Source organism: Arthrobacter sp. Z5-13, assembly GCF_056499105.1.
Map to the genome: position 1 here is coordinate 156743 of NZ_CP096460.1, position 12899 is coordinate 169641.

At 62.2% G+C, this 12899-nt stretch carries 13 protein-coding genes; 7 read left to right on the top strand and 6 right to left on the bottom strand.

The features are described from left to right. Positions 1-193 precede the first annotated feature (193 nt). From M1E02_RS00735 to M1E02_RS00745, 3 genes are all read left to right on the top strand, one after another. Complete coding sequence (locus M1E02_RS00735; protein ID WP_479376270.1) at positions 194-538, top strand: hypothetical protein; 345 nt, start codon at positions 194-196, stop codon at positions 536-538. A 92-nt stretch (positions 539-630) separates the two neighbouring features. After that, the gene (locus M1E02_RS00740; protein WP_479376271.1) at positions 631-1131 is read left to right on the top strand and encodes a DUF456 domain-containing protein; all 501 of its coding nucleotides are present in this window, start codon (positions 631-633) and stop codon (positions 1129-1131) included. Between the two features lie 38 nt (positions 1132-1169). Continuing rightward, complete coding sequence (locus M1E02_RS00745; protein ID WP_479376272.1) at positions 1170-2138, top strand: hypothetical protein; 969 nt, start codon at positions 1170-1172, stop codon at positions 2136-2138. A gap of 105 nt (positions 2139-2243) precedes the next feature. On the opposite strand, the gene M1E02_RS00750 is transcribed toward M1E02_RS00745, so the two are convergent. Further along, on the bottom strand, positions 2244-2819 hold the full coding sequence (locus tag M1E02_RS00750; protein ID WP_479376273.1) for a hypothetical protein: 576 nt from the start codon (positions 2817-2819) through the stop codon (positions 2244-2246). 212 nt (positions 2820-3031) lie between these two features. After that, the gene (locus M1E02_RS00755; RefSeq protein WP_479378248.1) at positions 3032-3499 is read right to left on the bottom strand and encodes an Lrp/AsnC family transcriptional regulator; all 468 of its coding nucleotides are present in this window, start codon (positions 3497-3499) and stop codon (positions 3032-3034) included. A gap of 385 nt (positions 3500-3884) precedes the next feature. Between M1E02_RS00755 and gluQRS the strand changes: the two genes are divergently transcribed. From gluQRS to M1E02_RS00775, 4 genes are all read left to right on the top strand, one after another. Then, the gene (gene gluQRS / locus M1E02_RS00760; RefSeq protein WP_479376274.1) at positions 3885-4766 is read left to right on the top strand and encodes a tRNA glutamyl-Q(34) synthetase GluQRS; all 882 of its coding nucleotides are present in this window, start codon (positions 3885-3887) and stop codon (positions 4764-4766) included. Positions 4767-4818: 52 nt separating this feature from the next. Further along, positions 4819-5943, top strand: a complete 1125-nt coding sequence (locus M1E02_RS00765; RefSeq protein WP_479376275.1) for a serine hydrolase domain-containing protein — start codon at positions 4819-4821, stop codon at positions 5941-5943. A gap of 90 nt (positions 5944-6033) precedes the next feature. Further along, a complete protein-coding gene (locus M1E02_RS00770) occupies positions 6034-6699 on the top strand; it encodes an HD domain-containing protein (RefSeq protein WP_479376276.1) in 666 nt (221 codons plus the stop codon). Between the two features lie 26 nt (positions 6700-6725). After that, the gene (locus tag M1E02_RS00775; protein WP_479376277.1) at positions 6726-7745 is read left to right on the top strand and encodes an NADP-dependent oxidoreductase; all 1020 of its coding nucleotides are present in this window, start codon (positions 6726-6728) and stop codon (positions 7743-7745) included. Positions 7746-7807: 62 nt separating this feature from the next. On the opposite strand, the gene M1E02_RS00780 is transcribed toward M1E02_RS00775, so the two are convergent. The 4 genes from M1E02_RS00780 to M1E02_RS00795 form a co-directional block, all read right to left on the bottom strand. After that, the gene (locus M1E02_RS00780) at positions 7808-9583 is read right to left on the bottom strand and encodes an amylo-alpha-1,6-glucosidase (protein WP_479376278.1); all 1776 of its coding nucleotides are present in this window, start codon (positions 9581-9583) and stop codon (positions 7808-7810) included. Positions 9584-9664: 81 nt separating this feature from the next. Beyond that, the gene (locus M1E02_RS00785) at positions 9665-10426 is read right to left on the bottom strand and encodes a carbohydrate ABC transporter permease (RefSeq protein ID WP_479378249.1); all 762 of its coding nucleotides are present in this window, start codon (positions 10424-10426) and stop codon (positions 9665-9667) included. A gap of 53 nt (positions 10427-10479) precedes the next feature. Further along, entirely contained in the window at positions 10480-11451 is a 972-nt protein-coding gene (locus M1E02_RS00790) for a carbohydrate ABC transporter permease (RefSeq protein WP_479376279.1), read from the bottom strand. Positions 11452-11545: 94 nt separating this feature from the next. Further along, positions 11546-12796, bottom strand: a complete 1251-nt coding sequence (locus M1E02_RS00795; RefSeq protein ID WP_479376280.1) for a sugar ABC transporter substrate-binding protein — start codon at positions 12794-12796, stop codon at positions 11546-11548. Positions 12797-12899 lie beyond the last annotated feature (103 nt).

Genomic DNA, 12899 nt, shown 5'->3' on the forward strand with positions numbered 1-12899 from the left:
CGCGAAGTGCGGAAATGGATCGCTGCTGACCGGGCGGTGGAGAACATGCAGTCTCGACATGTGAATGGCGGGATCCGGCAGGCCGGAGCAAGACTGTGGAAGTTCCTTGCCCTGGGTAAACCGGACCCTACGCCGACGCCGTAGTAGGAGGTGCGGGGGCCGTTCTCATGAATCACTCGAGAAGGAGCAGGAAATGAAGAAGTTGCTAGCCGCCGGTGCGGTGGCCGGATTGGTTCTCCTGGGCGGCGGTGTTATGCCAGCCAGTGCAGCCCCGCCGGCCAACCAGATCTGCCCGGCCGGAACTTCCGGCAAGATCGACGTCACGGGTAACGTAAGCAGCATTCTGCTTACGGCAGACCCAGGGATGCTCATCACCTCTGTTTGCGTTAAGTCCGGTTCTGCCAACCAAGGGCTGGGTGCGGTCATAACCACCTTTGACCCCGGTGTCACGTCAGTGACCATCACGGGCTTGCAGGGCAAGTACATCTCGCACTACTCCTACACGCAGGAGCCCGACGACGGAGGCTACGAAAGCTAGGCGGTGAAGGGCGGGTTCCTGCAGACTCCCCGCGGTCTCTGCAGGAACCTGCCTTTCCATGTCCGCGTCCGGACCGGCTTTAGACTGGGGCAATGAACTCCGAGACCGTCGTGACCATACTTTGCGGCCTGGCCATTCTGGTTGGAGTCGCTGGAACGGTGATTCCAGTGCTGCCAGGCAGCATACTGATTGCCTTGAGCCTGCTCTCCTGGGCCATCTGGGGCGGGGCGGGCGCAGGTGGCTGGGTGGTGTTCGGAATCGGCATGGTGTTCGTTCTGGCCGGCATGGCGGCCAGCGCGGTTCTGACAGGGCGGAAGCTCAAGGAGCACAGCATCCCCAACCGGAGCGTCGTGGTGGGGCTGGTCCTGGCTGTTGTGGGGATGTTCCTGATACCGGTAGTTGGGCTCTTTGTGGGCTTCGCCGCCGGCCTGCTTTTGAGCGAATACCACCGGACGCGGAATTTCGGAACCGCAGTGACCACGAGTTGGGCCGCGCTCAAGGCCACCGGCCTGGGCATTTTGGTGGAGTTCGGCCTTGCCTGCCTCGCCGCAAGCACCTGGTTGATCGGCGTGTGGGTAGCAGCCGTCAGCTAGCCGCGGTGGACAGCAACCGCGGCCATTAGCATGGACTCATGAGCGCCGGACCCAGCGAATCCGCACCCCTTTACCGTGACACCCGCGATCTAACGCCTTTCCGCAGCCCTCTCATCAGAACTCCGGTCAGGGAATTGGCTGGCGGGGTTACAGGTTTTGTTTCAGGAGTTGTGGGCCGGCGCGACCGGGGAACGCTCACCATCGAGGGAAGTGTCCCCAGGCTCCAGCGGATGCCGGGCAAGGCGGCCCGCTCCATCCACGACGCAATCTTTACTAGCACGGAACCGGACAAGCTCATCCTGCTGGCACGGGCCCATCCAGGCTGGGCCGGGCTCTGCTATCTCATGGCGGGACTCCTCGCCTACCGGCATGGCGGTTTCCTGCGTGCCTCGGAGCTCCTCCAGCGGGGGCTGTCCACCAGGAACGACGACGACGCCAACCGTTACGCTGCCGCCCACCTCACCCATGTGGTGACGAAAGTGGAAGTTGCCGAACGCGTGGAAGTTCCGGTGCTGTTCAGCGAAGAGGCCGTGTTCCTGGCGTTGTCCCACGCCCTCAGGGAGACGGGTCAGCCGGAAGCAGCGCTGGCTGCGCTGGTGGCGTTGCCACCCTCACTGCCGCTGGCGCTGGCCCGCTGTTCCCTCGCCGCAGCGCTGGGCCGGGATGCAGAGGTAGTGGCTGAAACGGAGGGCTTGCTGAACGCCGATGACCTTTCCGCAGCCCTTTTGCTGGTTCGGGCACGTTCTCTCCGGAAAAGGGGAGACTACGCCGCCGCCCGGGCTGCCCTGCAGGAGGTGCTGCGGCGGCGGAAGACCGACTTTTCGCTGCGGAATGACGCCCTGACGGACCGGGCACTTCTGCTGCTGGATAGCGGCCGGAAATCACTGAACCCACGGGACTGGCAGCGCCGGAAGCCTGCAGAACTGGAGGCAGTCCGCGCCATCCGCAAGGACGACGAGATGCGGAAACTGTGGGAGCAGGACTGGAAGCAGCTCGGCGGGGACTGAACGCGCTGCCCTTCGGATATGAGAAGCGTTTAAAGAACCGCGCACAACACAGCCAGAACAAAACGGATTTTCACAGTTCCCCCATCAGGTCGCGGACTGGCTTTCTCACTGTGCAGTCATGCGCGGGGGTTTGCCGGTGGAAGCAATACCTTCTGTTGCCTCAGGAGTGTAGAGCGCGTTGCGGAGGTAGGCGGAGTAAATGAATGTCATCCGTCCGGTGTCATGGTTTGAGTAGATCTCCACTGCAAACACCGTGCCCGTTTTGTTGCCGTACCCCGGATACAACTCATCTTTGCCGCTGCCGTCCTTGAAGCCAGGGCCGATTGTCGGGAAATCCTCAAGAAGTACAAAGCCGAGCTCGTCAACGGCGCGCTGGATCTCAGGATTGGCGTCCTGTGCATCGGGGTAGTTCAGGAAGAAATCCAGATGCGACACTGTGCCGTCAATATCGGGGCGCACGCGGATTTTGTCGGTTTTCATCTCCACCACTCCACCCGGAGTTGTGATGGACACCGCAATCAGCTTGCCCCGCTCAACTTCCATGAGAACTCCGTCTGACTTTTCAGGGAAACCGAGCGCTGACATCTCAAGCGGCAGATTGGTGAAGTCAAATTCCGCGGTGAGGGTGTCCTTGATTTCCTGGATGCCAGCCGGTGTGAACTGTGAATTGCCGTTGACCACGGTGGTTTCCTTCTGCCCGGGGGCCGCAAATGGGATCACCCCGCAGCCAGTCAAAAGAACCGTGCACAACACAGCCAGGACTACTCGAATTTGCACAGTTCCCCCAGTGGATCGCGGATTTCTGGCATCCAGAACTTTTCTCCGCGCGCATCCAGTCCTGAGCTTATCGGCTTCGGGATGGCTGAGCGATGGGGATACGTTCCCGCAGGTGGTCAGCCTCCCAGCAGCCCCGTGGTCCGGTACGGAATAACTTCGCGCAGGAACATGCTGGTGGAGGTGCGCACGATTCCTGGGCACAACCTGATTTCCTCGGACACCCGGTAGAGGTCGTCCGGGCTGGAGGCCACCACCCTGATCAACAGGTCCGTGTCCCCGGCGGGCGCATGGCATTCAAGTACTTCGGGGATCTCCCGCAGGGCGGCAATCGCCTCGTTCAGGTGACTCTGATCCAGTTCAGCACTCACGGAGGCTGCAACTCCCCGCCCGAGAGCGGCAGGAAGAACGCGGCTGCTGTTCGGGCGAAGGGCGCCCGACGTCGACATCCGCTCAAGGCGTGACTGCACGGTTCCACGGGCCAGGCCCAGGCGCTGGGCGAGGACCATGATGGGCAGGCGGGGATCCTCGTCCAAAGCGGCCAGGATGCGGCGGTCGGTGGCGTCCAGTTCCTGCAATATGACCACTCCTGTCGACTGTTGGTGAATAAACTTGGTCAGTCTGATCAAGCTAGCGGCAGTCTGTTGCTCCAAGTGTACGGCTTCTGGTCAAATGGTGACACTCAAGGAGGAGGCTACCGCCAAATCCGCCAGGCTAAGGGCACCCCGGCACACCACCCGGCCCCCGGACAACGCCTCCCGCAAGGAGGAAGCCGCTGATTGACACTTGTTCACGCATCGTCGCCAGCACACATCGTCTCCATAAAATCTTTACGCGGGTCAGGAAAGACGCATCCGGACCCTTCACGGCAAGAGCCCCTGAGCCACCGGCGCCGGTTCCATTGAATCCTGCGGTAGCTGAGGGGCTCTTGTGTGCCTGCAAGCTTCTTCAAGCTGCGCCTAGGCTGGAGGCATGACGTCAGCAGGCCGCTTCGCCCCGAGCCCCTCGGGCCAGCTCCATGTGGGGAACCTGCGTACAGCCATCCTCGCATGGCTGTTTGCCTGGTCAACCGGCCGGCAGTTCCTGGTCCGCGTTGAAGACCTTGACCGTGCGAGGGCAGGGGCCGAAGCAGAGCAGCTCCGCGATCTGTCAGCAATCGGCGTCAGGTGGGACGGCGCCGTCGTACGCCAGACCGAGCGCGGGCCGATCTACGCGGAGGCCATTTCCCGGCTCACCGCTGCCGGCCTTACCTACGAATGCTTCTGCACCCGGCGAGAAATCCAGGAAGCACCCTCTGCACCGCACGCTCCGCAGGGCGCTTATCCGGGAACATGCCGCTATTTGTCCCCTGCCGAGGTGGAATTCCGTCGCTCCAGCCGCCCGGCCGCTATCCGGCTGCGGGCCTGGACCGACGAGTGGACAGTGAAGGACATGTTGCACGGCAGCTATACGGGCATCGTGGATGACTTCGTCCTCCGCCGGAATGACGGCGTCACTGCCTACAACCTGGCCGTTGTGGTGGACGACGCCGATCAGGGCATCGACCAGGTGGTGCGCGGTGACGACCTGCTGCCCTCCACTCCGCGTCAGGCATACCTCGCATCCCTGTTGGAGATGCCCGTTCCGGAATATGCGCACGTGCCCCTGGTGGTGAATTCCGACGGCGTCCGGCTGGCCAAGCGCGATGGTGCCGTCACGCTCAGGGCCCTGGCGCAGAAGGGAATCCCGGCGGAGGCAGCCCGGGACATGCTCCTCGAGTCGCTGGGGCTTCCGGCCGGGCCATTGGATCAGGCCCTGAACGCATTCGACCCCCTGGCGCTGCCGCGGGAGCCGTGGGTCTGGCCGGTCCGCTGAGCGCTTGCTCGGCTCACAGCATCCACTGCGGAGCGTTCGGTAGGGTGTGGGAATGCATATGGGGACTGTCGCACCAGGATTTGAAGCCGTCGCTGAGCTATTTGGCACTTTTGTGGCTGAGGATCCCGAATACTCTGCCCAGGTGGCGGCCTACCACCATGGCGTTAAGGTGCTTGATGTCAGCGGAGGCCCACACACCAGGCCGGACTCCGTTACAGGGGTCTTTTCCTGCTCGAAAGGCGCAGGTGCACTGGTGATGGCACTGCTGGTACAGGACGGGGTGCTGGACCTTGATGCGGCTGTGGCCTCCTACTGGCCGGAGTTTGCCGCTGCCGGGAAGGAGAGGATCACCGTCCGGGAACTGCTCTCCCACCAGGCCGGGATTCTCGGCGTCGAAGGCGGCTTCACCCTCGAAGAGTGCAACGATTCCGCGCAGGCAACCAAAAAACTGGCTGCTGCACGGCCCGTATGGAAACCGGGGACCACCTTCGGCTATCACGCGCTGACCCTTGGCATGTTCATGGAAGAAATCTGCCGCCGCATCACGGGAACCAGCCTGCAGGAGGTCTACCGGGACCGGATCCAGTCGGTCACCGGAGCGGACTTCTTCCTTGGCCTTCCAAGCGACCAGGATCACCGGTTCGCCGCCTTCCGGTCTGCTCCGGATCCCAACCCGCGCTGGCTTGATCCGAACAGCCACCTGGGCCTGGCACTCAGCCCCGATGGCAGCAACCTCTTCGACTTTCCCAATATCCCCGAAGTCCGGGCCGCCGGTTTCAGCTCGGCCGGCGGTGTTGCCAGTGCCGACGGACTGGCCCGCATATATGCTGCCGCCCTCTCCGGGCTGCCGGCCAGCAACGGCCGTCCGGAAGTCGCGGCGCTCCTGTCTGCGGACACCATCGAGGACATCAGCGCAGAACAGGTCTACGGGATCGACAGGCTCTTTGGCGAGGTGGGCAGTTTCGGCACAGTGTTCCTCAGGCCCAGGACCACGCGGCCGTTCGGAAGTTACCGGGCGTTCGGACACGACGGCGCCGGCGGCTCGTTGGGGTTTGCCGATCCTGTGTATGGTCTCGCGTTTGGCTACGTGCCCCAGCAGGCTGAAATGGGCGGGGCAGGGTGCCGCAACATCATCCTGAGCGAGGCGGTACGGCAGGCCATCCTCGCACTGGGATAGGGGCAAGGAGCCGGGCCCGGAGTGAGGGGCTACGCTGGAGTGCGGCCTTCCGGACGGGAACCGGCCGCCTGCCGAGTAGAGGATGCACACATGCCAGAACCACGATTCACCGTTGAGACGGCCATGGTCCTTGCCGAGGTGGCCCACAACCGCCAGAAGGACAAGCTCAAGCGCCCGTACCGCGAGCACGTGCTGGCAGTAGGGGATGCGCTCGCGGACTTCGACGACGACATCAGGATCGCCGGGTACCTCCACGACATCGCCGAGGACACTCCCATAACCCGGCAGGCGCTTCTGGAAATGGGCGTCTCGGAACGTGCCGTCGGCATTATCGAACGCGTTACCAAGCGCCTGCACGATGACCCGGACGACTACCAGGCCGGCATCCGCTTCATCGCCGAGGACCACGACGCCACACTCGTGAAGATTGCGGACAACGCCCACAATTCCCTCCCCGAGCGAGTCAAGGCCCTTGCCGAGAAGTGGCCTGGCAAGCCGCCGGTCACCCGGTACAAGGAGGCGCGGCCCGTCCTGTATGCAGCAGTTCCCGAGGCTGAAGTCCGCAAGATCCTGGAGCGCGTCAACCCCTGGCTCCTGGATGAACTGGACGAGTTCCTGGACGCCGACGACGACACTGACTACACGTCGCTGGCGTACGGACCAGGTGAAGGTGCATCCTTGGGCTCAGATCCTGAGGACGATGAGGATTCCCAGGACGCAACGGCCGAGGATGCCCGGCAGGGCGATCGACAGTAGCTCCCTACCGAAAGTAACGCTGAACAGTGCGCGCCTATGTGATCACCCGCTACGGCGGGCCGGAAGCCATGGTGCTGCAGGATGTTCCGAAGCCGGGCCCAGGACCCGGCCAAGTGCTCATCAAGGTGGGAGCAGCCGGCCTCAACCCGGTGGATTTCAAGATGCGGCAGGGGAAGCTGCGGCTTCTTTTCCGGCCCAGGCTGCCGTTCATTGCGGGCTGCGAGCTGGCCGGAACCGTGGTCGGCGTCGGGCAGGGCACCAACCGCTTCACCGCGGGCGACCGGGTGTATTCCCGGGTGGACGCACCGGGGCTGGGTGCTTTCGCCGAGTTTGTCTGCGTGCCCCAGGAGCTCGTGGCGCTGATGCCTCAATCGCTGCTGTTTACAGAAGCTGCCGGCCTTCCACTTGCCGGACTTACGGCCCTGCAGGCGCTGCGAGACGAATTGCGGATCCAACCGGGCAGCCGGCTGTTCATTTCCGGCGGGGCAGGCGGAGTTGGGACCCTCGCAATACAGCTCGCCAAGTATTACGGAGCCGATGTGACCACCACTGCCTCTCCCCGTGGCGAAGCCCTGGTCCGGGAGCTGGGCGCGGACCACGTGGTGGATTACACCCGGGAAAATTTCGCCCTAGCACCCAAGGACTTCGACGCCGCCCTGGACGCGGTGGGCGGGCGGACGTTGAAGGGGATCTTCCGCATCCTCAAGCGTGGCGGCGCCGTCGTCTCTGTGGCAGGAATCCCCGAACCTAAAACAGCGCTCCAGGACCTCCACGCGTCCCGGGCTGTCGCCGCCCTGTTCTGGGTGATCAGCTTGGGAGTGCGGCTCCGCGCCTGGAGGTCCGGAGTCTCGTACCGCTACCTTTTTATGCACGCTAGCGGTGATGATCTCAGGTTCCTGGCCGGACTGGTGGACCAGGGGAAGGTCCGACCGGTGGTTGACAGCGTCTATCCGCTCACGCGGATCCCTGATGCTTTGGCGGCCCTGGAAGCAGGCCACGCTAAGGGCAAGATCATCGTCACCATGGACGACGGCGACTCAGCCTGAGCGCGGCCCGCCTGGGTGATCAGCCCCGGTGGGTGGCCCACCGGCGCCTTTCGACCCGTCATTCAGCCCGCATCGACGAACAGCTCGTCCGTGGCGTCTGCTGCTGAAACCTGGCCTTCTGCTGAGCGCCGGACGGCATCCGCGGCGAGAGCCAGGTATGTGCTTGCGGTCCAGGTGTAGGCCCTGTCCCGCAGGCCCTCGCCGGTCAGGGCGTCAAAATTCTCAGCGAACCCGCTGGTTTCGCACAGGGTCCGGAACCGGGTGCTGATTCCGTTTGCCAGATCCACATAGCCGCCTCGTCGCAGCCCGTCTTCAATCAGGTAGGTCGACGGGGCCCAGATGGGTCCTCGCCAGTATCCGTCGGCTTCGTAGAGGGGGGAAGCGGGCGGCTCGGTTGCCGGACCCCAGTTGGTGAGGTGTTCGGTGAGGCGGACAGCCATGGTCTGACCAATTTCTGCGGGAAGCCGGTCAGAGATAAGAAGCGGAAGAAGGTTCAACAGGCTGGTGGAGGTACTCCAGCGTCCCGTCAACGGGGCGTAAGCCCGGAAGGCGTCCCCGTCCCACAGGCCCATCAGTCCTTGGAAAATCCTGTCCCGGTGACCCCGCCAGACAGCTTCCTCACCGGTTTCAAGTTCATGAGAAATATCGATGAGGACGTCCAGCTGGTACACGAGGAAAGCAGCCAGATCGGGCGACTCAATGAGCCGGTCCTTATCAAACGTCGTCGAGTTGTCCCACCCGCTGTCATTGCCGTGCTGATAGTAGGGGAGCCCGCGCCCCGGACTTGTGCGGTGGCTGATCCAGAACCCTGTCCATCGTGAAAGGGCACCATAGATCTCCGCCAGCAGGGCGCCGTCGATTACTGGCAGGCTCTCCCGGAGCTTGGAGTAGGCCCATCCATGGATGGGAGGCTTGACGTAGTTGTACAGAAGTTCGGAGTGGGAGATCGAGTCTGGGAGTGCGCCCTCGGGAGTCTGGTGATCAAAGGGGGCAAGGAACTGATCCCAGGCTTCCTCTGCAAAACCGGCAGACAGGGCGACGGCGTTGAAACAGTGATCCCAGCTCCAGACCTTGTCCATCCAGTGTTTGGACATCAGCACGGACTCACGGTGGAGGAATCCGAGAGGGCTGACCGTTGCTGAATAGAGAACGTAGGCGGCAAGGGCAGCGGCGGGGGTCTCCTGGTTCCGCCATGAGGCAATCCGGTCCAAGTAGCCTGCGAAGGTGGCGTCGGCTTTGGCGACCGCCTCCTCGAAGGACGTTTGAAGCACCAAAGGCTCCCTCGCAGTTCGGAATTCATCGATGGCGATTTCCCACGTGCCGTTCGAGGCGCTGACTTCAACCCATCGCTTCGCCTGCCCCAAGGCTTCCGAGCCCACCGCGGACAGCGCGCCCTTCAAGACAGTGATCCTGTACCTCAGGCCCGTTTCGTAGGACGTGAAGCACCATCCTTTGCTGGCGGGGTCGTAGTAGAAAAATGTCCCGGTAAAGGGCGTGAGGCTCGCGGCTGCGTCTTCCAGGCGCATAGCCAGTCCCTGTCCGGAGATGCGGAGGATCTCCGGGCCGTCGAAGACGGCGTCCACTCTCGCGTCGCCGTCGACCCATGAAAGCACTGAGCTGTTCGCTTCAACGGAGGCATCTACTTTGCCTCCATTCCTACGCGGTGTCAGCCCAAGAACACCTGTCAGGCCATTCTGGTGCCCGTTTTGGTGGGTCACCAGATGGATGTCCGGAGCACTTTTGTGGAGTCCGATGACCCGCGACAGGTTCAGCCATGATCCGCGGGTGCTGAAGGGGATGTGGTCAATGTCGAAGGCGACACGGGAGTTTTTGGGCATGGTTATTCCTGTCAACGTAAATGGGCGGCTCAGCGGTGATGAACGTCCGCGAACCAGGCGAATGAGCGGTGCGGACTGTTTTCAGTCTTTGACGGCACCTGCCGTGACACCTGCTGAGACATACTTCTGCGCCACCACCAGCAGGACGGCTGCGGGGATGGAGGCCACCACGGCTGTTGCCATGATGGCGTTCCACTGCTGGTTGTTGTTTCCGATGTAGGCGTAGATACCCAGCGTGATGGGCCTCAGGGCACCGCCGTTGTTCAGGGTGGAAGCGAAGATGAAGTCGGACCAGGCCCAGAGGAAGGCGAACAGGGAAACTGTGACCACTGAGTTTCGGCTGACCGGCATAACGATGGAACGGAAGGTGCGCCAGTTTGATGCGCCGTCGATCTTCGCCGCGTTCAGCAGCTCATCAGGGATGCCGGACATAAACGCTGAAAAGATCAGCACTGCAAACGGAACCGCAATGGTGGAGTCGGCCACGATCAGCCCCGGAAGCGTATTGAGAACTCCCATACCCAGGTAGATGGCGTAGAAGCCCATCGCAATGATGATGGCAGGGATCATCTGGGCAATCAGCATAAGGAAGTTCAAGAGCCCTGTTCCGCGGGGGCGAAGCTTGGCCAGCGCAAAGGCAGCCGGGGCTGCCACGGCAACAGTCAGGATCACCGTTCCCAAGCCCAGGATGAGGCTGGTACCCAGGAAAGGCATCTGCTGCTGGAGGACGGCTGTATAGCCCTCGAATGTCACCTCGACAGGGAACAGGCTGGGTGGGGATTTCCTCATGTCCGTGCTGGGCGTCAGGGAGACGTTGATCATCCAGTAGACCGGGAACAGCATGATTGCGGTCAGGAGGATTCCGAGAATGGTCTTGAAAGAAAAGCGGCGGGTACTCACTGGTTTTCCTGTCTGCTCTGCACACGGATATAGATGAAACCAAAGACCACCGCAAGCACGATCAGGAGGTTTCCAATTGCTGCTGCGGGACCGAAATCAGGAAGGACAGAGCCAAAGCCCAGCTGATATGTCCAGGTGGCCAAGGTGGTGGACGAACCTGCCGGCCCACCCTTCGTCATGATCCAGATGATGTCGAAGACCTTGAGGGTGTAGACAAGGCCCAGCAGGATGGTGATAGCTGAAACGGGCCGCAGCAGCGGAAGGGTTATGCGCCAGAACTTCTGCCACGCGTTGGCTCCGTCGATGGCGGCGGCTTCATACACGTCAGTGGAGATTCCCTGCAGGCCGCTGTAAAGGATCACAAGGTTGAAGGGCACGCCGATCCAGATGTTGGCGATGAGAACAGCCACCAGGGACCAGTCAGGTGAGGTGAGCCAGTTGATCTGAGGCATCCCCATCGCCGTGAGGGCCGCGTTGACAATGCCTGAATCGCTGTTGAGCATCCAGGACCACGTGGACGCTGAGACAATCAGCGGCAGCAGCCAGGGCACCAGAAACAGGGCACGCAGTGTGCCGGAGAGCCGGAACCCTGAGTGGAAGAACACTGCCAGCGCCAGGCCTATCCCGAACTGGAAGACAATCGAGACGACGGTGAAGGTGGCGGTGTGGGAAATGGCCGGCCAAAAGGTGGCTGACGTGAAGACCTCGATGTAGTTGTCCAGGCCTGCGAAGGGGGCGTTACCTTGGACGAAGCTACGGACGGTATAGGCCTTGAGGCTCAGTTCGATATTGCGGTAGAGCGGATAGGCATAAAAGATGGCCAAGTAGAGCAGCAGGGGTGCCAGGAAGGCCGCCGCAGACCAGCGGGTCGACGCCGCCGCCCGCCGCACGCGGGTATCCACGGCGTCCGCTGTCACGACGGCCGGGCTTGCTTCCCGCGGTGCGGTCCCGATGTTCACGGGTGACATGGTGATTCCTTCTGTTGAGGTGCGGTCTTTGACGCAGGCGGCGCGGGCGCAGGGTTAGTTGGTTCCCTGCGCCCGGACCGCTACGTCCTAACCACTACTTTGTTGCGGCGGCTGCAGCCGACTGTGCAGTCTTGGCAGCGTCCTGAGGACTTGCGGATCCCGTCACGGACGCCTGGACTGCAGTCCAGAGCTGTTCTGAGATTTTGGGATACTTGGTGCCCAGGTTGTCGCTGGTGCGCCCCTTGGCGGCGCCGACGGCGTCAATCCAGGGCTTGAGGGTTGCATCGGCTGCGAGTTGGGCCTTCTGGGCTTCCTCTGTGGGCGCGATGTAGTTCAGTGTGTTGTCGGTGGCCACAACGTTGGAGGCATTGGTGAGGCACGCGATGATCTTCTTGGACGTTTCGTACCGCCCGGTCTCCTTCTGCACGGGGATGGTCAGGAACTCTCCGCCGGTGGGGGCAGCTGCGGCACCGCCTGACTTAGCTGGGATCGGCATTACCTTGTAGCCGGCCTTCGCGGCGTCTGCTTTCTGCCAGGTTCCGTTCTCGGCGAAGGCAAAGTCGCCTGCCATGAATTCCTGCCAGCTTGTTGTCTGGGTGTTGTTGATGACCGAGTTGGGAGCGTGCCCCTGTTTGATCCAGTCCGTCCACAAGGCCAGGGCCGATACGGCGTCGCTGGAGGAAAGGTCATCGAGCTGTGCTCCCGAGCCCCAGAACCACGGCAGGAACTGGAAGCTTCCTTCCTCGGTTCCAACGGCAGAGAACGTAATGCCCTTCTTGCCGGACGCTTTTACCTTTTCAAGAGCTGCGTTCAGGGACGCCCAGTCAGCCACGGAGGCAGGATCAACGCCGGCTGCTTCCAGAACCTGTGGGTTGTAGTAAAGGGCAAGGGTGTTTGCCCCGATGGGAACGCCATAAGCGTCTCCGTCAATTTCACCTGCGGCCAGGAGGTTTGCCTGCGTCTGGGAAGCGTCCAGGCCACTGTCCTTGGCTGAGGTCAGAATGCCGGCTTCGGCCAGAGTGGAAACCACCGGATTGTCCACCAGCAGAACATCCGGTGAAGAGCCTTGCTGGCCGGCAAGCAAGGCCTTGCTGGTCAGATCGCTGGTGTCATAGGCAGTCCGCTTGATGGTGGCTCCGGACTCCGAACCACACTTATCGATGGATCCCGCCCAAGCGGATGAGGCGTCGTACTGGGGGTATGGATCCCAGAAGGTGAATTCGCTGCTGGCTGTAGACGTAGCCTGGGATGGACCTGAGGCGCAGCCTGCCAGCCCGCCACCGGCCAGAACGGCCAGGGCAAGGACAGCGGCGGATCTGGTTTGGATTGATTTCTTGTAAAACACGGTGATCCTCTCTGAAAAACGTGCAGGTGTTGGGATTGAACGGGATTTTTGGGTATGCGGTGGCTGGGGGTGGGGCTGTATTTGGGTGTGGGGGAGTAGCTCG